Source organism: Rhizobium sp. IBUN (genome assembly GCF_000510625.1).
Lineage (GTDB): Bacteria > Pseudomonadota > Alphaproteobacteria > Rhizobiales > Rhizobiaceae > Rhizobium > Rhizobium altiplani.
Window position 1 is genome coordinate 41,695 of the sequence record NZ_AZNV01000006.1, and the last position, 22,237, is coordinate 63,931.

A 22,237-nucleotide genomic window follows, 5' to 3' on the forward strand; every position below is an offset into this window, starting at 1 on the left:
CTTTGCAAACCGTCTGCACGCCTGCCAGGCCAAAGGGTTGAGGTTGGCCATGTCTGATGATCCGGAAAGGCGGTTGACGCCGTGCATCTTCGGTGCTGTCGGCAGAGCGCTATGGTCGATCGCCAGACGCGCTCGGCAAGCGGCGATCGCAACACTCGCCGTTCTCCTATCAGGAATGAGCGCCGAGGCAGAGGATCGTGCCTTGAAGCTCTTTTTTACGCACACCGGAGAGCGAACCACGATTACGTTCAAACGCGACGGAAGATTTGATCCGAGAGGGCTCGCGCAGATCAATCGCTTTTTGCGTGATTGGCGGAAAAACGAACCCACGCGGATGGATCCGCGTCTGCTCGATCTCGTCTGGGAGGTTTATCATCGCAGCGGTGCGCGTAACTATATCCACGTTGTATCAGCTTACAGATCTCCGACGACGAACAAGATGCTGCGCTCGCGTTCTCGAAGCTCCGGCGTTGCAAAGACAAGCCAGCATATGCTTGGCAAAGCGATGGACTTCTACATCCCTGGTGTGAAACTGCAGACATTGCGGGCGCTTGCCATGCAGTTGCAGATCGGCGGTGTTGGATACTATCCCCGTTCCGGGTCCCCCTTCGTGCACCTTGACGTCGGTCGAGTAAGGGCGTGGCCGCGGATGTCGCGGCAGGAACTCGCAAGCCTATTCCCGAATGGCCGCACCATGCATGTTCCGGCTGACGGCAGACCCCTTCCGGGCTACGCCCAGGCTGTCGCCAACCACAACAAGCACATTCAATCGGGTTCGATCGAGAATGCTGCAACAGCCGATGAGGAAGATGCTGTCGAACCCGGCCAGGCGAGCTCTTCGGCAGGCCCCATCGAGGTCGCACTCGTGCCAGTCCCATCCAGCCGCGCCGAGAGGGCCCTTGCCCACCAGGCAGGCCCAAATTCGGTCACTGCCCGGGCGAACGGCCAGGCGCCAATCGCGGATCTTTCCTTGTATGCCGTTCCGATCCCGAATTTCCGGCCTCCGGAAGAGGCGGTGGGTGCAGCGATTGATCCAACTCAGACGGCATCTATCGGTGCCTCGGACTCAAAGCAAAATACACGAAAGTTCCTCCGTATGCTCAGGGAAGGTCCGACGTCTGGCTTCACGCTTTCCGCACGGTCCGCTGCCTCGTTGCCGATGTCCGGATCGTCCGAACTTCAAGCTGGTATTGGGAGCGTTTCGGCAAAGCGGCTTTTAAGTTGGGCTCTGCATTTGCCGGACAGGGCGCCGCGCCTTTCTGCACCGCATGGTCATCGACGCCTGATCATTCTCGACTGGGATCGTGGTCCATACAGCGCCTCTCTTGCGACTTCACCTTAGTTTGAAAGTGATGGTCCCAAACGTCGGGCTGCAAAGCATTTTCGGCAGCTTTAGCGAACGACGGTCATCATAGATCCCCAGTCCGTCGCCCGTCTGGATGAGTGCTGCGCGCGCATCGCAAGCGGACGCATTTCCGTTGATGTCAGACATGCCCTGACGGCGGCGATGTAGTCTTCACCATCGTCGATTGGCCAGGCGGCCGGCAATGCCTCGGCGACTTCGCCAGGCGTATTGACCAGCCTTTATTTCCAGCGCGAGGCTCGTGCGAAGAATAAGTCCGGGATCGTCAGCATTCCATGTTTGACAAGCCGTCAATATCTGCATGTCGAACTCCCGAGTACCGTGTGACGCGACGGTGCCGCTGCAACTCATGGATATCCCATGTATTGGCGCGAAGTGGTTGCCAAGGTGATGTCGCCGAAAGCTGTCAAGGAGAGCAGCTCTGTACATATTTTATCGCGCGTATCTTTTAAAGTTGACGCGCGTTAATTTTGAAAGTATCTCTCCCGCCATCCGCTGACGACAGGAGGCCCGTCTCGCGGATGTGGCTCAATGGCCTTCATTACACTAGGGAGGATCATGTCTCTTTCTTCTTTCGCAAAATCCCTGCTTGCCGGCGCAACCTTTGCCCTTGTGGCCGCATCTGCTCATGCTGACGGCATTGGTGTGTCACTGCTGACGCAGCAGCATCCGTTTTACAACGAGCTGGCAAAGGCGATTACCGCCGAAGCCAAGGAAAAAAACGTCAACGCCGAAATCGCCATCGCCAACCAGGATCTCAACAAACAGCTGGCAGACATCGAAGACTTTATAGTCAAGGGTGTCGACACGATCATCATGTCGCCGGTCGACAGCAAGGGCGCTTTGGCCGCTGTCATGCGTGCGCAGACCTCAGGCATCAAGGTTGTCACTGTCGACGTTCCCGTCGAAGGTGCCACGGTCGCCTCCTACATTGGCACCGATAACTATGCTGGCGGCGTCAAGGCCGGCGAACTCATGGCCGAGCAGCTGGGCGGCAAGGGCAATGTCGCGATCATTGACTACCCGCTCGTGCAGTCTGTCGTGAATCGCGTTAACGGTTTCAAGGACGCCATTGCCAAGCATCCCGATATCAAGATCGTTTCCATTCAGACCGGCATTACCCGCGCAGAAGCGCTGGCCGTCGCACAGAACATGCTTCAGGCCAATCCCGACATCAATGGCATCTTCGGCTTCGGCGACGATGCGGCACTTGCCGCCTCTGTTGCCGTCAAGTCGGCAGGCTTGACCGGCAAGGTGAAGGTGATCGGCTTTGATGGCATGCCCGAGGCAATCAAGGCCGTCGACAGCGATCCCGATATGGTCGGTGTGATCCAGCAGTTCCCGGACCAGATGGGCAAGCTCGCGGTCGATACCGCGGTAAAATTGAAGGCCGGCGAAACCGTTCCGGAAAGCCAACCGATCGTCCCGGGCGTCTACGTCAAGAAGTAACACTCCTCCTCCCGAGACGGCTTTTCCAGAGAAAAGGACCGCTCACTTCCGATGGCCCACGCCTTGCCGTGGGCCATCGTAACGCTCGACCTGAAGGATGACGTCATGGACGCCGCATGCGGTAGTACAATCCTCGAAATCAAGGGTGTGACCAAGGTGTTCGGCGCCGTCTTGGCGTTGAAGGACATGCAGCTCAGCGTGCGACGCGGCCGCGTACACACCATCCTCGGCGAGAATGGAGCCGGCAAATCGACGTTGATGAAGATCCTTGCCGGGGTTTACCAGCCGACGTCGGGTACGATTGTCCTCGACGGTGCGCCCTATCGTCCCGCCAATCCCCAGGATGCGGCCCATGCCGGCCTAACCATCGTCTTTCAGGAACTTAGCCTTTGCAACAACCTGACTGTCGCGGAAAACATCCTCGCCACGCGCGAGCCCACACGCGCCGGCTTCATCAACGACAAGGCGCTCGTGCGCAAAGCCGCCGAGCTCGTAAATGAACTTGGCTTGCCGGTCTCCGTTACCGATAAGGTCGGGGACCTGTCGATCGCCCAACGCCAGCTGGTCGAGATCGCCAAGGGCCTCAGCATCAACGCCAAGGTCGTCATTCTCGATGAACCGACCTCATCACTCAGCGACAGCGAGGCGGAGATCCTGTTTGAGATCATCGCGCGCCTGAAGTCGCAGGGCGTCGCCATCATCTACATCTCCCACCGCATGGAGGAAATCATGCGGTTGAGCGACGACATAACGGTTGTTCGCGACGGCAGCTATATCACCACCCGCGACAAAACCGAGACGACGATCGACGAGCTGATCGCGCTGATGGTCGGTCGCGACATGAACGAGATCTATCCGCCCCGCGCCGTGCCAGCGCCCGCAATCGACGTGAAGCCGGTGCTTGCGGTCAAGGGTCTGTCGCGCGAGGGTGAGTTTCAGGACATTTCCTTCGATGTCAGACCCGGCGAGATTCTTGGTTTCTTCGGCCTGATCGGCTCCGGACGATCCGAGGTGATGAACACGCTGTTTGGCGTGCACCATTCATCGGCAGGCTCGATCGCCATTGACGGTGCGGAGGTGAAAATTGCCTCGCCTGTCGACGCGATCAACAGGCACATCGGCTTCGTCACCGAGAACCGCAAGGAGGAAGGCCTGGTTCTCAGCCACAGCGTTGAAAGCAACATATCGATGGCGGCGCTCGATGAGTTTGCTGGTCGGCTCGGCTTCCTAGCGCGCCGGCGAGAGCGGCTTGCCGCTGCCAGCGAAATCGGCAGGCTCGCGATCAAGACCACCTCGCTTGAGACGACAACTGGCTCACTTTCGGGCGGCAACCAGCAAAAGATTGTGCTCGCCAAGTGGCTTTTGACCAAGCCGAGAATTCTCATCCTTGATGAACCAACACGCGGCGTCGACGTCGGTGCCAAATTTGAAATCTACAAGATCATCCGCCAGCTGGCGGCGGAGGGCACAGCAATCTTGCTTGTCTCCTCCGAGCTTTCCGAAGTCATCGGCATGAGCGACCGAACTGTGGTCATGAGTGAAGGCCGCATGACGGCGATCGCAGACAAAAGCCAGATGACGCCGGAACAGATCATGAGCTTTGCGACGGGATTCCTATCATGAATGACAAGCTCGCGGCCAACGCCGCCTTCATGCGCGTAATGAAACAATATGGCGGCATCTTCCTGTCGCTGATCGTTCTCTGCGTGATCTTCTCGATCACAAACCAGCGCTTCATGTCGCTGGCGAACTTCCTGAATGTGCTGCAGCAGGTCGCTGTGATCGCCATTGCGGCCTTCGGCATGACCTGGGTGATCCTTCTCGGCGAGATCGATCTTTCGATCGGTTCCATCATCGCGGTTGCCGGGATGGTCGGCGCGCAATGTTTTCTATTCGGCCTCGGCTTCGTGCCAGCGGTCTTGCTAACGCTGTTCGCCGGCGCGTTTCTCGGTTTCGTGAACGGCGTGCTGACGGCGAAATTTCTTTTGCCGTCCTTCATCGTGACCGTCGCGACCATGGGCATCTATCGCGGCCTCGTCAGCCTGCCGACTAATGGCGCGCCAGCCATGATCATGGATCCGAGCTGGACTGCGATTGGCACCCAGAGCCTTCTCGGCATTCCCCTTGTCATCTGGTTCGTTGCCGTACTTTTCGTCTTCAACCACATCCTTTTGTCGAAGACGACCTTCGGGCGCCGTGCCTATTTGACCGGCGGTAACCGCGAAGCGGCCCTTTATTCCGGCATCAAGGTGGACCGGCTGAAGATTGTCATCTTTATGATCTCGGGGATCATGGCGGCGATCAGTGGCATCCTGCTTTCCTCCCGCCTGTTCTCTGCCCAGACGAATGCAGGCATGAGCTACGAGCTTGATGCAATCGCAGCGGCTGTTCTTGGCGGCACAAGCCTGTCGGGTGGGGTCGGCACCATGATCGGCACGCTGATTGGCGCGCTCATCATCGGAGTGCTCAACAACGGTATGAACATGCTATCGGTTCCCTACTTCTACCAGCTCATCGTCAAGGGCCTGGTCATTCTCGTGGCCGTCTATCTCGACGTGCGCGCGAAGCGGGCGAAGCAATAAGAAAAGGGAAGCACCCGGCATGTCCAAGATACTTACCATTGGCGAAATTCTCGTCGAGATCATCGCGACGCAACGCGGCGATGGCTTCCGCGAGGCTGTTCCACTCATCGGACCTTTTCCGTCCGGCGCACCAGCGATCTTCATCGACCAGGTCGGTAAGCTCGGCCAGGAATGCGCGATCATTTCCCGCGTCGGCGATGACGACTTCGGCTGGGTCAACATCGACCGGCTAGAGGCAGACGGCGTCGACATCTCCGGTATCGAGATCGTGCCGCAGGGCACCACAGGCAGTGCTTTCGTGCGCTATCGCGAGGACGGGAGCCGGGCGTTCGTTTTCAACATCCGTCACAGCGCCTGCGGCACCATCGAGTTGTCGGACAACACGCTCGCCCTCATCGATACCTGCACCCACATGCATGTGATGGGGACGGCGCTCTATGCTCCGAGCGTCGTCAAGAGCATCCTGACGGCGACCGAAAGGGTCAAGGCCCTTGGCGGAACGGTATCCTTCGATCCAAACCTGCGGCCCGAAATACTTGATGCGCCTGGCATGCGCGAGGCGCTGCAAGCCGTGCTCGCAAAGACCGACCTCTTCATGCCGAGCGGCGAGGAGCTGTTCCTTTTTGCCGAGGCCAAGACAGAGAAGGAGGCCGTGGCCGAACTGCTTGCCAAGGGCATCAAGGCGATCGTCATAAAGCGCGGTGACAAGGGGGCCAGCTATTTCGACAAGGATACGTGGCTCGATCAGTCGGGCTACAAGGTCGAGGAGGTCGATCCGACCGGCGCCGGCGACTGCTTCGGCGCAGCTTTCGTGACCTTCTGGCTCGCCGGCTTGGAACCCGCAGCAGTCCTGCGCTACGCCAATGCGTCCGGTGCACGCGCCGTGACCAAGGCAGGCCCGATGGAGGGCGCCTCGACCCGCGCAGAACTGGACGCGCTCATCCAATCGCAAGGGAATGCGTAACATGCAGAAAAGCTACCTATCCGATATCGCAAAGTGGCGCGGACGCGACGGCGTCAAGGGCATTCCCTCTGTATGTTCTGCCCATCCTGCCGTCATCGAGGCCTCGATGCTGCATGCGCGGCGCCGCGGCGTGCATCTGCTTGTCGAAGCGACGTGCAACCAGGTAAACCAGGACGGCGGCTATACAGGAATGACGCCCGCCAACTTTCGCGCTTTCGTCGAGAATATTGCCGCTAAAACGGGCTTTGATCTTGGAAGGCTGATCCTCGGCGGCGACCATCTCGGACCCAATCCGTGGAAACATCTGCCAGCCGACGAAGCAATGGCAAAGGCATGCACGATGATCGAAGCCTATGCGAAGGCCGGCTTCACCAAGCTGCACCTGGACACCAGCATGGGCTGCGCCGGCGAGCCAGTGGCCCTCCCCGACGCAATCACGGCTTCTCGCGCTGCCCGACTTGCCGCCGTTGCCGAAGAGGCATTGGACGGCATCAACGGCATCAAGCCGGTCTACATCGTCGGCACCGAGGTTCCAATTCCTGGCGGTGCGATGGAGGAGCTTGATGTACTGGACGTGACGAAGCCGGAAGCTGCGCGCGAGACGATCAGCGTCCATCGGGATGCCTTTGAGGCGGCCGGTGTCCCGGACGCCTTCTCCCGTGTTGTCGGCGCAGTCGTGCAGCCCGGCGTCGAGTTTGGCAACGAGAACGTCATTTCCTATGTTCCGGAACGAGCCGCAGCTCTTAGCGCCGCCCTATCCGATCTTCCAGGTCTGGTATTCGAGGCGCATTCGACCGACTACCAGACGCAAGATGCTCTGCGTCGCCTCGTGCTTGATGGCTTTGCCATCTTGAAGGTCGGGCCGGGGCTGACCTTTGCACTGCGCGAAGCTTATTACGGGCTGGACCGGATCGCCGAGTTCCTGTTTGCCGGCAAGCGCAAGGAAACGCTCGTGGCTACCATCGAGCGCGTCCTCACAGCCGAGCCGAAGAACTGGGAAAAATACTATCATGGCTCCGAGGCCGACCGGCATATTCAGCGCCATTTCAGCTATTCGGACCGCGTCCGCTATTACTGGCCCCATTCCGAGATCGACGCCGCAGTGACTGCAATGTTCACGCTCCTCGACGGCGTTGATATTCCGGAGACTCTGATCAGCCAGTACCTTCAGGCAAGCTACGCTGGGGTGCGCGCAGGCAAGGTCAAGCCACGGGCGCAAGATCTGACTATCGCCGCAATCGATCACGTGCTGGATGACTACTTCGAGGCCTGCCGCGCCTAGCCAGTGCGACGGTTGCGCGACGGGCAGACATCTGCTTGAAGTGCTCCTATAGTTTAAATCGATTAAGCATGAACGAGGGTGGGACCGGCTTTGACAAGCAAACCGATCAGGACCATGGAGGATTTCTCCGAATATGTCGGGTTGTCCCGCCCGACGGTATCCAAATATTTCAACGATCCAAGCTCGGTCCGCATCAAGACCCGCAACATCATCGAAGCGGCGTTGAAGGAAAGCGGGTTTCGCCCGAACATCTTCGCTGTCAATCTGAACCGTCGCCGCAGCAACATCATCGGGATCATCATCCCGGACTCAACCGATCCCTTCTACATGGCTTTGACGCGGCGCGTGGAATTTATCGCAAATGCCAGCGGCTTTCTGGCCTTCATTCTCTCCTCTGACGGCAACCCGGAGCTGGAAGCTCGGGCAATTGAGACGTTGAAGTCGATGAACGTGGCCGGTGCCATCATTGCGCCACTTGGTGTTCAGTCTCATCAGGAAACACTGCTGACCCTTGCAGCCGCGATCCCACTGGTTTTCGTCGACTCTCCACTTGATGACATTTCGCCCTTTGTCGGCACCAACAACCGCAAGAGCTTTCAGCTTATCGTCGACTATCTTTGTCGGTCCGGGGAGCCCCCATGCTACCTCGGAATGCCGCCAGTCAACACCAATGCCCGAACTCGTGCAGCGGCCTACGTGGAAGCGATGCGCGAGTTGCAGATGGAGCCCGTCGTCCTGCCCCTTTCCGAGAAGGCGGATTGGGACTTCGAGCGCATCGGTTTTGAGGAGGCGCTACGCTGGATTGACGGGGGCGGTTTTCCAACCAAGACCGTGCTTTGCGCAAACGATCGCATCGCCTTTGGCGCTATAGCCGCTGCCTATCAGCGCGGACTGAAGGTCGGCCGAACGGCAGACAGCGATCTCAGAATCGCCGGCCACGACGATCATCCCCTTTCACGCTACGCGTGTCCACCGATCACGACCGTCGCCCAGAATTTTAACGAGATCGGCAGACTGGCAACGAAGCTTTTGTTCGAGATGATTGACCTCGACGGCGAAGTCGCAGCCACCTCTGACAAAGAGCGGGTACTCCTCAATGCGGATCTCATCTTGCGGAGCTCCGCCTAACGCCTCGGCCCCGTTCAGCTGTGAGCGTCCGATAGGACTGTCCCAGTTTTCTGTCCGATTGAGCTCAAATGATCACACGGCGCGACCATCACCCCTGTCGATGTCCGGCAAATACGCAACAACAATCGATCGAAATGTGAAGATAGCGTCACCGATCAGGATGCAGCTATTCCCTTTTGGTGTCCGCGATACCAACGGCAGAGCGCCGTCTAGTTTGAGTGCAAGCGCTTTTCCGTTCTGGCGTCGAATAGATGGATCTTGTCCAGGTCTGGTGCCAGCAGCAGTGAATCGCCCGGACGGACGTCAAGTCGATCCCTTACCGATACGATGACATTGTCGGAACCGAGCTTGGCCGTGAGCTGCGTTTCGGCCCCTGTGGGTTCAGTCAGGATAACCTTTGCAGCGGAACCGGCACCGATCGAGAGGTGCTCGGGCCGAACCCCGTAAATGATGTCGGATCCAGGCTTCACACTGACATTTTCGGGCAAAGGCAGCCTCGCACCACCACGAGCGATGAACTCAAGCGGACCCGATGAATTAACTTTGCCGTGAATAAAATTCATCCCCGGGGAGCCGATAAATCCGGCTACGAACAAGTTTGCGGGGCAGTCGTAAAGATCGAGTGGCGAGCCAATCTGTTCAACAGATCCGTCGCGCATGACTACAATCCGGTCGGCCATGGTCATGGCTTCAATCTGATCGTGGGTCACGTAAATAGTCGTTGTCTTTAGCCGCTGATGCAGTTGCTTGATTTCGGAGCGCATCTGCACGCGCAGCTTCGCGTCCAAGTTCGACAACGGCTCATCAAACAGAAAGACTTGCGGGTTTCTCACGATCGCGCGGCCCATCGCTACACGCTGCCGCTGTCCACCCGAGAGATTTCGAGGGTATCTTTCCAGAAGTGACTCGAGACCAAGTATTTGTGCCGCTTCCCGAACACGTCTCCTTGTTTCTTCCTTCGGGGCCTTCGCAAGCCTGAGCGAAAACCCCATGTTGGCTTCAACGGTCAAGTGCGGGTAAAGCGCATAGGATTGGAACACCATTGCGATATCGCGCTCTTTCGGTGCGACATTGTTCACGATCTTGCTGCCTATGGAGATCCTACCGCCCGAGATCTCTTCAAGCCCTGCAATCATTCGCAGGAGGGTTGATTTGCCGCAGCCGGACGGACCGACAAGAATAACGAACTCGCCATCCTGGATATCAATATCCACCCCGTGCAGCACTTCAAAATGACCATAGCTCTTTCGGGCATTCGCGACTGTTACTGACGCCATCATGTTCTCCGGCAGTTATCTCTGTTCGATAGTCGTCTCGTTCGAGGGTCGGTACTGATCGTTACCTGCTCGTTGCCATTGAGTAAGGGGCAAGCGCTGCATCGATCGCTGCCAGGCACAAATCGCGAGCGCTCGCACCGATCCGCTCTGAAACGACATCGGAGTAGACCCGGCCGAGGTATTGGCTGATCAAGGTCTGCGGGATATCGCCGTGAAAACGGCTGAACAACTCGTCTACCGCGGCGCTCGCTCGCGGATCTGGCCAGTAATAGCGGATTCGATCGCTGTAACTGAAGTGACGTTGAAGCTTTATTTCTTCGGCGGTTCCACCGTAGTGCCCCGCCCAATTCAAAGGCCGATCCAACATGATGGATTCCATGGATTCGACCAGTGTCGTTTCGCGGTCTCCGCAAGTAATCGAGGCAATGGCATCGAGGCCATACAACGCCTCCCGAAGGGCAAAGGTGAGACCAGGCCCAACCTTGAGGATAGCAAACCCGCCGTCAACAAGGGCAGCCAGGCCCTCGGTTGTCTGGTAGTCGGTGGAATGTGCTTCGAACAGCAACCCGGGCATTTCATCCAGGGCCGAAATCAGGCTCTTTGCTCGTTCGGGTTTGTAGAGCACAACATTTGAATTGCCGAATTCGACACCGGGTTGGACCACGATGCCGATAACGCGAGCGATCGCCGTAGCTATTCCTGCTTGCGCAAAGGACTCCTGATGGACCTTCAAAGTCTTAAGAGCGGCGTCACAACGTGTGATGTCGATGTCCGCGATTTCATGGGTTGCTCCACCGGGTGGTGGTACCTCAGTTCCGATGATGTAAACCGGCGGACGACGATTTGAACGAAGAGCAGCTTCCTCGGCTGCCTTGGCCAGCCGCGCGGCGCGTGCAGCTGTTAACTCGTCGTGAAGAGCGATTGGTTCACCCGCGCAACCCATCGATGTGTCTAGATGAATCTTCTCAAACCCGGCCTCTACATAAGCGACGACCATCGCCTCGGCGCGCGCCATGGCTTCTTCGGCCACCAGGAATTTCCAGGGGTTTGGGCCGAGATGATCGCCGCCAAGGATGATCCGTTCAGTCGGGAAATCCAGTTCCGTAGCGATGCCCTCGATAAATCGACGAAAGCCCGCCGGTGTCATTCCGGTATAGCCGCCCTCCTGGTTTACCTGATTGCACGTGGCTTCTATGAGAACTGGTTGCTCTTCGGCCCCGGCGCGCCGAAGCGCGGCCTCGATGACAAGTGGATGCGCCGAGCAAACCGAAGTGATGCCGCGGGGAATAGGAAGCGATCTTCCTCCGAAAAGCTTTCCAAGTGCGGTCTGCCGGTTTTCTTCGATCCGTGTCATGCGAGCTTCACGACTTTGGTCAGGTGTCTGGGAGAAACGGTATCGATTTGGCGAGCCTGAGCGACGCGCTCGCCGAGGATCTGCAACGCTGGAAGAACAATCAGTCCTGTCAGCGAAAGGTCGACGTCAATGGGCAGCCCAACGTCTCCTGGTCCGCCAATTCCGATGACAGCCGCGCCCTTTTCCCTCAATTCCTCGACCAGCTTCACCTCAGCCTCCTTCTGGTCTGAGCTGTAAAGCATGACCACCGCGGTCTTTTCGTCGACGAGACTGATTGGGCCATGGCGATACTCCAGCGGATGAAACGCCTGTGTCATCGTCTGGCTCATTTCCATGAGTTTGAGCGCACCTTCCAGAGCGACACCAAACAACGGTCCGCCGCCGAGAAAGACGAAATGCGATCGGTCTGCAATAATTGTCGGAAGGACTGCATCGAGTGCATTGGCGAGCTTGCGGGCGGAAGCGCCAATGGAGCCGGGGATTGGCTGCCCAATTGCCTGCATACCGAGGAGGACCATTAGACTTGCCGAAACCGTCATGACGATCCCCTCCTGCGGATGAGTCTCGGATGTCACCAACCGATCGCAGTTCCTTGCGAGCGAACTTTCAGCCTCTACGGTTATAGCCGTCACGAAGGCGCCAGCTTTGCGGCTTGCCTTTGCGGCTGCGACGGTCTCGGTTGTCTCGCCACTGCGCGATAGGGCGATGACGTGTGTCGCTTGCCAATCAGGCCAGAAGGCGGACGGTCGGCTCTGCCATTCCGCGCCGGGCACGGCTATGGCTTTGCGACCTGACATGTTGGCATACGCCGCGAGCGAGAGCGCGAGATTATAGGACGTGCCGCAGCCAACGAACACCAACAACTCGGCACCCTCTACGGACGTGTTGGCGCCAATAGCCTTTTCCCAGTAGGGGAACTGTTCGAAAATAACCTTCTCGGTCGTGTTCATGTGGACTCCGATTTATTTGACTGAGCCGGCCAGCAGGCCGCTGACCAGGTAACGATTCAGGAAAATGACGACGAGAGCGGGGATGACGATTGCAATCGATCCGCTTGCTGTGATGAGGCCGTAGTCGATGAAGTTCTTGGTGACGAACTCGGGAATGAGCACCGTCATTGGCTTCGTTGCCTGAGGCGAGAAGATCAGCGGCACCAAATACTGTCCCCACGCGCCAAGGAAGGTCAAAATCGCCGCTGCCGTCAATCCAGGGCCGGCAAGGGGCAACACGATGTTGAAGAAAATGTAAAGTCGCCCTGCCCCATCGAGTTGGGCTGCTTCTTCAAGCGCAATCGGAAGGGCTTCGAAGACACTGCGAAGTAGCCACAACGACAGGGGCAGAAAGGCAGACACATAGATCAAAGAAACCCCGACATATGTATCAACCAGATGCAGTTTGATCATGATCTGGTAAAGCGGGATCAGAACGGCATAGGCAGGGACCGCCAGGGTCGCAACAACCGCCACAAAGAGAACTTTGCGACCGGGAAACTGTAGTCGTGTGAACGCGTAGGCTCCGAGCGCCGACACCGCCACGCAGAGCAAGGTGGCAGCCACCGACGTCACCACGCTGTTGATCAATGCGGCTCGGAATTGTTTGAAGACCTCGACCCCACCGATCCGGGCAATATTAATACCGAGAAGCCTCGAATAGTGATCGAGGGTGAAGTGCTGTGGAAAGAAGCGGATCGGCCGGGTCGAAAAGTCTTCGGTTGGCGTCACAGAACTCGCAACTGTCCAGTAAATCGGTCCGAGGGACCAGAGCAACAGCGCTGCAACGCCGACCCAAATCATGATGCGGTACTGAATTGTGGGCTTCATCAGTCGAACCGTGTGTTGCGATAGACCCGAAGGACGTAAACGAGGGAGATGAGCAGTGATACAAGCGTGATCACCACAGAAAGTGCCATGCCGTATGAGAAGCGCAGGTTCTGAAAGGTCTCGAGGTAGATCTGGACGAGAATCGGCCTGGTTTCCAGGCTGGCACCGGCGAGTACCCAAGCCTCATCGAAGAGATTGAAGGCGTTAACGGTGGCGTTGGTCATGGCAACGGCGATTGCGCTGCGAACAAGCGGAAGCGTGACCAATCCAAACATTTGCAGGCGAGTGGCCCCGTCGATGCGCGCAGCCTCGTAAAGATGAGCGGGTATGCTCTGCATCGCGGCGAGAACAATCACGACCGTCAATGGCATCATGCGCCACACGTGAACGACGGTCACAGCGATGATGGCACTTGTGCGATCGTTGAACCAGACATGATTTTCGAACGGAAGGCCAAGCGCTGACAGAATGCCGTTGAGCAGGCCTGCACCAGGCTGATAGATCCAAAGCCATATTACCGAGTTCACGACACCGGGAAGTGCCCAGGGAAGAATGACGGCCGCCAGCACCCACTGGCGCCCCACCTTCACCTGGTTGATCAGCGCTGCGGCAAGGACGCCGAAGACAGTTTCCGCTGCCACCGCAAGGACGACGTACATGAGCGTGTTTGCCCACGTCGTTCCGAGCTGCGCGTCTGACAGCATCCGCGTGTAGTTCTCCAACCCCACGAACGGAGTTCCTGCTTGCATGGGGTTGACCCTGTGCAGGCTGTCCCACACGGTTCGACCCATCGGGTAGAAAACCAGGGCGGCCATCGTGATTGCAATCGGAGCCACCAGTAACAGGCCGAGTGTGGTGTCGGCGTTAAAGCCGACCCCACGCTTGCTGGTCACATCTTGCGATGCAAAAGCGGTCATTGCGCCATGGCCTGCTTGGCGGCATCGGCGATCGCCGCCACCGCTTGATCGACAGTCATCTGGCCCTTTGCTGCGCTATTGATCGCGGTATTTACGCCGCTTGAGAACTGCGGGTACCATGGAGGCGTTCCCTGCGGGAACAGCGGCTCAACTGTCTTGGATTGCGCAACAAGTGCAGCTCCGCTGTTCAGCTTTCCAGCATCGTTGAGCTCCGACAGGGCCGAAGTGCGTGTTGGCAGAAACCCATTCACGACATTCTTCTTTTGGAAGTCCTTGCTGGTAAACCACTTCACGAAGGCGATGGCGGCATCCTTGTTGGCAGAGACGTTCGGTATAGCAAGCGCCTCCGGCAGACCGAAACTGCGTGTCTCACCACTTGCTGTGGGCACCAGGATTGCTTCTACCTGACCGGCAACCTTCGACTGCTTCGGATCATTCATTTGCCCGAGACGACCGGGCTCGCCGGAAATCATGATACTGGTGAGACCCTGCGAGAACATGCTTTCGTTGATCTGACTGTCTTTCAGACCGGTCGACGCCGGATCAACCAGCCCTTCCTTCAGAAGCATCAATTCGAAGGCAAGCGCCTTGTAGCCAGCCGAATCCGGCTTCGTGAAAAGTGGATTGAAATCCTTGTCGAAGAGTTCGCCACCAAAGGCCTTCGTCAACAGGTACCAGCTGGTCGAGGCGCCCTCCGTCGCGGAGACGGGAAGGCCGATTGGATATTCAGAGATGCCCTTTTCCTTGATTTTCCGGGCGTCCGAAACCAATGCGTCAAGCGTCTTCGGCATTTCCGTAATGCCCGCATCGGCGAAGTGCTTCTTATTGACAAGCATGACGCGGAAGTCGTTGGTATAAGGAACGCCAAGAAGCTTTCCGTCGACCGTGAAGATTTTCGCGACGCCAATATCCTTCACGGTATCTGCATCAATGACGTCGTTCAGAGGCAGGAACCAGCCAGCGGCACTGAACTGCCCCGTCCACGACCAGTCGAATTCGGTCACGTCAGCAGGCGCAGTACCCGCCACCAAAGCAGTGACAAGCTTCGGTCGAATGTCGTCCCACGAAAGTGTCTGGAGATCGACATGGATTCCGGTTTCAGCTTCGAAGTCTGCCGCGATGTTCGGGCCCTGCGGAGAGGGCATCAAAACCGTAATGGACTGGCCGGCGAGTGGCTTGGCGTCATCGGCATGAGCTGGCGTTACGATCGCCAGGGCCGCCGAGGCGAGTAATGGCAAGATAAACTTATGCATGTTCCCATCCTTCATTGTTCTTAATGCTCAGTTTATTCGCAGACGTGCCAACGCTGTCGGCGGTGGCAGCGACTTGCCCGAACCAGCTCTCATCGGGGAACCAGTCGAGAAGTTGGGCGGCGGCAAGTAGCGCGCCACCAATGGGGGGAAGCTTCGAGGGGACTGGGGACTTTCCTATTCGGCGCGCCAGAGATCCCAGGAGCAGCGCACTATTGAAAATGCCTCCGGCATAGGTCCACGATGCGTCGTTGTCACAATGTCCAGAGATTGCACTGTGATGCCTGGCGAGCTCGTCAGCGGCCTGTTCGATCAGCCCGATCGCCGCCTCGTCGCCACAACGAGCAGCCCTATCCACCAATGTGGAAATCGCCGCGATACCTGCTCTTCGATTGGGTAGCAAAGTGACCCAGTCACCCAGCGCATTCATCGGATCGTCCGCTTCGATCTGCAATTCATCGAATAGAATCTTGGAAAGTGCTGTCGGGGGAGCGCGACCATCCAGACTCTTGCTGATTACACTCAGCGCGCTCCTGCCAATCCAGTAACTGCTACCTTCGTCTCCGATTTGATCGCCCCAACCGCCGATCCGTGCAGATTGGCCAGAGGCGTTGCGCGCCCACGCCATTGACCCCGTTCCCGAGAGGATAAGGATACCGGGCCTTCCGGCGAACGCACCAAGGTGGGCAGCATCGACATCGTTGAGGATGTGTCGGCGCGTGTTGGGAAACAGCCGGTCAATGGCTTGCTGCTGCAGTTCCGACAGGCGTGCAACTTCCCCGAACGCAGGCAGGGCCGCGGCCACTGCGGCCACGTTTTGGTGATTGAGGAACGGGCCAAGTTGCTCTTCCAGTTCCCGCAGCCAATTTGGATTATCCATCGGGTTAACGCCGCGACCGCGAGACGACTGCACGATACGTCCGGACCTGTCAGCTAACGCGACCAGGACCTTGCTGCCCCCGCCATCGATTCCCAGGACAAACTCGTCACTCATTCCTTCCCCCCAACTCCGCGATCGTGGTCGCGACGCCGAGCTTAGCGAGGTCGTCTCGCCAATGAACCGCTAGTCCGGAGTCAGTGATAACCTGTGCGACATTCAGCGGCGCGACCTTGTAGGTGGCCATTGTCCCGAACTTTGAGGAATCGGCGAGGACGAAGCGATTTGCCGATCTGGCGAGCATGTGGCGGTTCAAGCTCGCCTCGGCGCTATCAACGCTGTAGATCGCGCCATCAGGACTAATGGCGCTGACACCAAGGAAGAGCTGATCGAACCATATGCCGTCCAGCATCGCCTCGGCCTGGGGGCCCACGAGCGAAGCGTTTTCACTCCTCAACTGGCCCCCAAGCAAGACCACCTCGAGGTTCGGGATATTCAGGAACTCCTGGGCGACGGTCAGGCCGTTGGTGAAGATCCTCAATGGCAACGGGTTAATGCGGATCAGGCGAGCAAGCTGAAGGACGGTCGTGCCCGCATCGAGGAAGATTGCGGATCGCGGATGAAGCAATTCATAGGCGGCCGTCGCGATGACCCGCTTAGCCGAAAGGTGCTGCTTTTCCCGCTCCTGAAATGCAATCTCTACCGACGATCCCTCGGCAATGCGGGCCCCCCCATGCACCCGGTCAATCGCACCTTCTTCCTCAAGGATCTGGAGGTCCCGCCGAACGGTCGCAAGCGATGAACCGGTTGCATCAGCCAGCGCCTGGATCGTCGAAAATCCGTTCGCATACAAATGGCTGCGGATAGCATCCAGACGATCGACCTTAACCCCGATTGGTTGGCTCATTCACATCTCCGAGGATACAATATCAATCACCCTCCCACCGCAATTAATCAGAGTCAATCACAATTTTGATCGTTTCTGATGTTTTTGCGGTGAAAAGCAGAGCAGTGGGAACTGCGCACGGTCAGCCGCTGAGCGGGAATCCCATTCAGTGATATGTCGGCAGGAGGTCTCCGTGTGCCTCGATCAAGTCGTTGACAAGACTCCAGATCTGATCGGGAGAGAGTTCCGCGGAGGTGTGGGGATCAACCAGGGCCGCCTGGTAGATGCGATCTCGATTTTTTGTCAGCGCGGCTTCAACGGTGAGCTTTTGAACGGAAACGCTCAGGCTCATGACGGCCGCAAGCTGCGAGGGTACCCGCCCTATCCTGATCGGCTGAATTCCATTGCGATCCACATGGCAAGGCACTTCGACAATGCAATCGTTCGGCAGGTTCTCTATCAGTCCGTTGTTTGGAACATTTCCATAAATCAGGGCTGGAATGCCCGTTGTCGCCGCGTGAATGATCCCTGCGGCATACTCATTGCTCCGGCAAACCTCGATCGGCTTGTCGCCTTCAAGGTCCCTGCGCAGTGCGTGCCAATGAGCTATCTGAACTTCACAACGACGGATGTATTCGTCGAGAGGAATGTTGAGTTGATCAACCAGATCGCCCCTTCCTTCCTTGATGTACCAGGATGTGTATTCGGAAAAATGCTCGCTCGACTCTGTTACGAAGTAACCGAGCCGTTTGAGCACGTCGAAGCGAACGCGGTCATCCGCCGGAACACGCCCCTCAGCTGCCAGGGATTTGAGGCGCGGGTATAAGTCTTCACGGCGCCCATCTTGATGAACCTTCTCGTAACGCAGGAAGAACGCGACATGATTTATCCCGGCCGAAACGTAGTTCACGTCTGCGACGTCTTCACCGAGGCATTTCGCCAGGTGTCCGGCGGTGTGCTGGACGCTATGGCACAAACCCACACTTCGGATTTCCGGGGCTATTTCCTTGATCGCCCAGCAATTGATGGCCATGGGATTTACGTATTGCATCAAGATTGCCTGCGGGCAGACCTCTTGCATGTCACGGCAAATCGCTTCCAGCACTGGTATAGTGCGCAGCCCCCGGAAGATGCCACCAACTCCAAGTGTGTCGGCGATCGTCTGCCTTAGTCCATATTTTTTTGGAATTTCGAAATCGGCAACCGTGGCCGGCCGATAGCCGCCAACCTGCATCATCAGGATCACGAAGTCCGATCCGCTCAGCGCCACCCGCCGGTCCAGCGTCGCCTCCACTTTGACCCCGACGAGTTTGAGGGCGTCGCAAATCCGGCGCGCAACAATTTCCGATGTCTTTAAACGTTCTGGATCGATGTCGAACAGGCTGATCGTGAAGTCGCAGCCTTGCGATGAAAGCACGTCTCCAAGGATATTCTGAGCAAAAACGGTGCTGCCGGCACCGACGAGGCAAATCTTCGGCATTGCAATCTCCTTTCAGATCATGCTTCGTAATGCGCTTTAAAATTAGGGATTTCCTCCTTCGAAATGCCAATTTACTCCGATAATCGAGCGCGAAAGATATTATGAAACGCAGAGGTGAGCGCGGGGAATGGACAGGATCCAGAGGCGTCTTTTTGGTGGAGCGTCATACCGCGGACGCTATGGCCTCCGCTCACTGGCACGACCACTTGGAAATTAATCTGCTATTGGAAGGGCAAATGACCTACCTTTTCAATGGGCGACAGGAAGTGGTTGAGGCGGGCAGAATGGTTCTCTTCTGGGCCGCTATTCCGCACCAGACGATATTGGTCAGCGATAACGCGCCGCTTGTTTGCGCTTATCTTCCGCTCGTTGATTTTCTGGCTCTGCCAATAGACAAGGACGCCAGACGATTGATCATGCAGGGGAGATTTCTCGCAGATCAGCTATCGGATGGGTCAGATGCGATCGCCTTTCCGCGGTGGGAACGTGAATGGCAAAATGCTGATGCTGTTCGGCAAAGATTGATTGTGGACGAGGTGAAAGTCCGAATTCGGCGATTGATATTAGATAATGCGGACGCGGCGACTTCGACCCGACATACTGTCGGCACTACCACGAAGGGACACGCGGTCCGGCACGTTGAGATACTGAGCGACCTGATCAATTCGCAGTTTTCAAATGCAGTCAGTGTGCCGGACCTCACGAAGATCGCGGGTATGCATGAGACCACCGCCAACCGGGCGTTTCGGGATGTTCTCGGGATGTCCGTCAACGAATATCTGACCCGTTACCGCATCGCCCGGGCGATGCAACTTCTCACTGATACGGACCGGTCAGTCTTGCAAATTGCGTTTGATTGCGGATTCGGCTCGAGCAGCCGGTTTTACGAAACCTTCAAAGAGCGCACTGGGACGACTCCCCGTCAGTTCCGAATATCGATGACCCCGATAAGTCCCCCTGATCGGTTGAGCAATATCAGGGCGCGATCCTTCTGACCGCTGGGAGCTCAGGGATCTTCCAGACGAATTTTATGGCCGTCGGCCCGACGGGGTCACACTCTTCCAAATCGCACGAGGCTTCGCCCGCATGCGAAAGATAGGATAGTGAAATTCACAATGCCAGCGGACAGGTCAGGCCGCGCATCAGCGAGCGCGCCGACACCGGATTGGCAGGCCCGGCGAAGGACATCTGCAGATAGGCGCGCGCTCCCTTGGCGCGCACATCGATCAGGAACCGCCGGCCAGCGTCGCGGGGCCGCAACCGTGATCCGTCCAGGAACCGCAGGAGGCCCCATGGTCCGGCTTCGCCCTTCTTGTCGACTGCAATGCCATTATCGAAGGATATCTCAAATCCGCGCGCTGGTGACGCTCCTGGCCATTTCAAGGTCACTGCCTCCCCCGAAGTGACGACCGGAGCACGAGCGCCGCCGATTGAGACGGTCGCAGCTCCTCGTTGGGCGAGCGCCTCCAGCACGATCGGGACATTGGGCGGTGTTCCCTGTTGGAACAGAGCCTGCCCAAGGGCCACTGCCCGCTGCAAGAATGCTGCGCTTTCCGGTGTATAGCCGGAAAGCCGCGCCTCCGGTCTCCAACGCCACGGTGTCGTCGACGTGTCCATCAAATGTGCCAGTTGCGCCCGAAAATACTTTTCGATCGTGCCCTCCGGCGCGAAGATCCGTGCGACCTCGGCCATGTCCGCGTCAGGGCCATCGAAGAACGGATAATGGCCATTCACGGCGGCCCGGCAGGCGGCTGAAATCTGCGAACCCCAAGATGACTGGGACTGAGACTGGGGCTGAGACTGGGGCTGCGGCACCTCCTTTGCAACATGATCCGTTGCAACGTCCGGCGCCTGATCCAACGTAGGTTCGGCGGCCCTCGGGGCAGCCGTCTGGGAAATCACATCCTCGACGATTTGCACGACCAGAAGCGGTGCTTGCTGCAAGGCAACGATGGAGTTCGCACGCTCCTGTGCGTCCATGAGGGATTTCTTGCCAATCTGTGCATCTGCATCGAGAACAGCAAGAGCGACGTTCAACGATACGAAAAGTTGCGAGATTTCCGACATCCGCCCCTGCTCGACGAACTGGATCGCCGGCCCCAACGCCGCCGCGATCCGAAGCTGATTGGCGTGGCTTCGGCCACGATCCGTCCCGCCCGACTGGCGCCAGGCCTCACGGATAAGTGCCGAGAGCGGCGAGTTGCGTGCGCTTAGCGCACCGCTGATCACGACCGCCGTTGGCTGGTCGGTGAACGGCCTGACGCGTAGCTCACCCAGATACTCCGTCCATACGTCAAGCGTACGCTTTTGAAGCAGATCCATCACCGCGTCTTCGGTCGTCGTGCCATTGGAGGCAATAAGAGTAGCGGCCTCGGACCTTGCCCTCCGGATCGCCTCGCTTGCACCGTCGGACCGCGCGTAGCTCCATCCAGCCTCCGTATAGAGGCCGGCGATACCGCGCCCGATCGGTACGCCTGACCGGTGGATCAGGATCGTCTCGAGACCTGGCACTGCCTGGGAAAGAGACCAAGCAGGAAGTGCTGCGGCCTTTTCGGCACGGGTCAGTTCAAGCAATGCGCGCTCGCTTGCCGAGCCTTCAGCAGCGAACTGCCGTGCCTGGGCGACCGTTTCCGGATCCGGAGATGGAAGTCTCGGCTGTGGCCCGGACATGGCGGCGACATGCTCGGCCAGCAAGGCAAGTTCGGGAAAGGCCTCGGCTCGGTCGGCGACCCAACCAGCAAGAAACCGAGGCTGCCAGTCAGAAGTGCCCTTCAGGATCGACCAGGCGCGCAGGGAATCGTAGAGTGCGTTGGCCTCGCCTTCGGTGGCAAGGGCAACACCGAGTGCCTCGGCGAGTGGCTCGGCAACAAGGGATTCGGCCGCCTCGCCATAGCGACGACGTGCAGCCGCTGCCGGGTCGAGCATCTCAATATGATGAATCAGGCCAAGCGGAGACTGGCCCGCGTCCTGCTCGACAAGCTGGACTGCCGCCAGGAACGCATCGAGTTGGGCCGCCCGCGCAGCCGGCGTAGCGGCCTTGCCGGCTTCTACAACGCTTCCAACGGCTGGCAATTGCGCCAACAACCGCTCGCGAAACCGCCATTCCGCCCATCCAGCCCAGCCGACGAGCATCGCGAAAAAAAGGACAATCGCAAGAAAGACGAGTCCACGGTCTGCCCGCGTTCTATGCTGCTCCGCCTTCGACTGCGCGGCTTGCACTGCCTCATTGCAATGTCCGAGAAAGCGGGCCAGATCGCGCCGCGCCAAGCCCCCTTTCGCGGCCTGGGCAGCGCGTTCGGCGAGCCCATCGACGCCAATCATGTGGCCAATTGGAAGGGCGGCCGCAAGAGCACGTTCCCATCGCTTGGCCGGCAGCGCCGGATTGCTGCGAGCCCGCACGTCAAGCAGCGCGACGAGCGCGTCGCGCGCATCCAGGAGCCAGTCAGGGGGAATGTTCCTGCGGCGTCCTTCTTTCTCGAACTCGGCCACAAGGAGGCGGGCAGTCGCTGCCAGCTCCTGCGGATCGGGCCGCTTCTCGCTTTCGGCGCGCTTGGCGAGGCTCAGCAGCGGCTCGGCCAATGCGGGAAGCATGTCCGCTCCCGTGACAT

At 58.2% G+C, this 22,237-nt stretch carries 19 protein-coding genes; 8 read left to right on the plus strand and 11 right to left on the minus strand.

Annotation, left to right across the window (positions count from 1 at the left end; translation table 11 throughout):
* Positions 1 to 49 precede the first annotated feature (49 nt).
* On the plus strand, positions 50 to 1,342 hold the full coding sequence (locus tag RHIBUN_RS0108030) for a DUF882 domain-containing protein (RefSeq protein WP_025659160.1): 1,293 nt from the start codon (positions 50 to 52) through the stop codon (positions 1,340 to 1,342).
* A gap of 50 nt (positions 1,343 to 1,392) precedes the next feature.
* Here the strand turns inward: RHIBUN_RS0108030 and RHIBUN_RS38000 are convergent, their stop codons facing one another.
* Complete coding sequence (locus RHIBUN_RS38000) at positions 1,393 to 1,548, minus strand: hypothetical protein (protein ID WP_312867227.1); 156 nt, start codon at positions 1,546 to 1,548, stop codon at positions 1,393 to 1,395.
* A 373-nt stretch (positions 1,549 to 1,921) separates the two neighbouring features.
* On the opposite strand from RHIBUN_RS38000, the gene RHIBUN_RS0108035 reads away from it, so the two are divergent.
* The 6 genes from RHIBUN_RS0108035 to RHIBUN_RS0108060 all read left to right on the plus strand — a co-directional run bounded on the left by RHIBUN_RS0108035 (position 1,922) and on the right by RHIBUN_RS0108060 (position 8,768).
* Positions 1,922 to 2,812, plus strand: a complete 891-nt coding sequence (locus RHIBUN_RS0108035) for a substrate-binding domain-containing protein (protein ID WP_025659161.1) — start codon at positions 1,922 to 1,924, stop codon at positions 2,810 to 2,812.
* A 105-nt stretch (positions 2,813 to 2,917) separates the two neighbouring features.
* Positions 2,918 to 4,435: a sugar ABC transporter ATP-binding protein gene (locus tag RHIBUN_RS0108040; protein ID WP_025659162.1), complete on the plus strand. Its 1,518-nt coding sequence runs from the start codon at positions 2,918 to 2,920 to the stop codon at positions 4,433 to 4,435.
* Positions 4,432 to 5,394 (plus strand): ABC transporter permease, encoded by a 963-nt coding sequence (locus RHIBUN_RS0108045; protein WP_025659163.1) that lies wholly within the window; start codon positions 4,432 to 4,434, stop codon positions 5,392 to 5,394. Before RHIBUN_RS0108040 ends, RHIBUN_RS0108045 begins: the two co-directional genes overlap by 4 nt.
* Before the next feature lie 19 nt (positions 5,395 to 5,413).
* Positions 5,414 to 6,358, plus strand: a complete 945-nt coding sequence (locus RHIBUN_RS0108050; RefSeq protein ID WP_025659164.1) for a sugar kinase — start codon at positions 5,414 to 5,416, stop codon at positions 6,356 to 6,358.
* 1 nt (position 6,359) lies between these two features.
* Positions 6,360 to 7,640, plus strand: a complete 1,281-nt coding sequence (locus RHIBUN_RS0108055) for a D-tagatose-bisphosphate aldolase, class II, non-catalytic subunit (RefSeq protein WP_025659165.1) — start codon at positions 6,360 to 6,362, stop codon at positions 7,638 to 7,640.
* Between the two features lie 114 nt (positions 7,641 to 7,754).
* On the plus strand, positions 7,755 to 8,768 hold the full coding sequence (locus RHIBUN_RS0108060; protein ID WP_025659166.1) for a LacI family DNA-binding transcriptional regulator: 1,014 nt from the start codon (positions 7,755 to 7,757) through the stop codon (positions 8,766 to 8,768).
* 209 nt (positions 8,769 to 8,977) lie between these two features.
* On the opposite strand, the gene ugpC is transcribed toward RHIBUN_RS0108060, so the two are convergent.
* The 9 genes from ugpC to RHIBUN_RS0108105 all read right to left on the minus strand — a co-directional run bounded on the left by ugpC (position 8,978) and on the right by RHIBUN_RS0108105 (position 18,629).
* Positions 8,978 to 10,045, minus strand: a complete 1,068-nt coding sequence (ugpC, locus tag RHIBUN_RS0108065) for a sn-glycerol-3-phosphate ABC transporter ATP-binding protein UgpC (protein ID WP_025659167.1) — start codon at positions 10,043 to 10,045, stop codon at positions 8,978 to 8,980.
* A 61-nt stretch (positions 10,046 to 10,106) separates the two neighbouring features.
* Complete coding sequence (locus tag RHIBUN_RS0108070) at positions 10,107 to 11,399, minus strand: D-tagatose-bisphosphate aldolase, class II, non-catalytic subunit (protein ID WP_025659168.1); 1,293 nt, start codon at positions 11,397 to 11,399, stop codon at positions 10,107 to 10,109.
* Positions 11,396 to 12,349 (minus strand): SIS domain-containing protein, encoded by a 954-nt coding sequence (locus RHIBUN_RS0108075; protein WP_025659169.1) that lies wholly within the window; start codon positions 12,347 to 12,349, stop codon positions 11,396 to 11,398. Before RHIBUN_RS0108075 ends, RHIBUN_RS0108070 begins: the two co-directional genes overlap by 4 nt.
* Positions 12,350 to 12,361: 12 nt before the next feature.
* Positions 12,362 to 13,219 carry a carbohydrate ABC transporter permease gene (locus RHIBUN_RS0108080; protein WP_037215255.1) on the minus strand — a complete coding sequence of 286 codons (858 nt, stop codon included), beginning with the start codon at positions 13,217 to 13,219 and terminating at the stop codon, positions 12,362 to 12,364.
* Positions 13,219 to 14,136, minus strand: a complete 918-nt coding sequence (locus tag RHIBUN_RS0108085) for a sugar ABC transporter permease (protein ID WP_025659171.1) — start codon at positions 14,134 to 14,136, stop codon at positions 13,219 to 13,221. Before RHIBUN_RS0108085 ends, RHIBUN_RS0108080 begins: the two co-directional genes overlap by 1 nt.
* Entirely contained in the window at positions 14,133 to 15,389 is a 1,257-nt protein-coding gene (locus RHIBUN_RS0108090) for a sugar ABC transporter substrate-binding protein (RefSeq protein WP_025659172.1), read from the minus strand. The genes RHIBUN_RS0108085 and RHIBUN_RS0108090 overlap by 4 nt, the downstream gene beginning before the upstream one ends.
* A complete protein-coding gene (locus tag RHIBUN_RS0108095) occupies positions 15,382 to 16,380 on the minus strand; it encodes a BadF/BadG/BcrA/BcrD ATPase family protein (RefSeq protein WP_025659173.1) in 999 nt (332 codons plus the stop codon). Before RHIBUN_RS0108095 ends, RHIBUN_RS0108090 begins: the two co-directional genes overlap by 8 nt.
* The gene (locus RHIBUN_RS0108100) at positions 16,373 to 17,170 is read right to left on the minus strand and encodes a DeoR/GlpR family DNA-binding transcription regulator (RefSeq protein ID WP_025659174.1); all 798 of its coding nucleotides are present in this window, start codon (positions 17,168 to 17,170) and stop codon (positions 16,373 to 16,375) included. The genes RHIBUN_RS0108095 and RHIBUN_RS0108100 overlap by 8 nt, the downstream gene beginning before the upstream one ends.
* Before the next feature lie 145 nt (positions 17,171 to 17,315).
* Positions 17,316 to 18,629 (minus strand): alpha-glucosidase/alpha-galactosidase, encoded by a 1,314-nt coding sequence (locus tag RHIBUN_RS0108105; protein ID WP_025659175.1) that lies wholly within the window; start codon positions 18,627 to 18,629, stop codon positions 17,316 to 17,318.
* Between the two features lie 101 nt (positions 18,630 to 18,730).
* Between RHIBUN_RS0108105 and RHIBUN_RS0108110 the strand changes: the two genes are divergently transcribed.
* Positions 18,731 to 19,624 carry a helix-turn-helix domain-containing protein gene (locus RHIBUN_RS0108110; protein WP_025659176.1) on the plus strand — a complete coding sequence of 298 codons (894 nt, stop codon included), beginning with the start codon at positions 18,731 to 18,733 and terminating at the stop codon, positions 19,622 to 19,624.
* 115 nt (positions 19,625 to 19,739) lie between these two features.
* On the opposite strand, the gene RHIBUN_RS0108115 is transcribed toward RHIBUN_RS0108110, so the two are convergent.
* Positions 19,740 to 22,220 (minus strand): ImcF-related family protein, encoded by a 2,481-nt coding sequence (locus RHIBUN_RS0108115; protein ID WP_037215309.1) that lies wholly within the window; start codon positions 22,218 to 22,220, stop codon positions 19,740 to 19,742.
* Between the last annotated feature and the right edge of the window lie 17 nt (positions 22,221 to 22,237).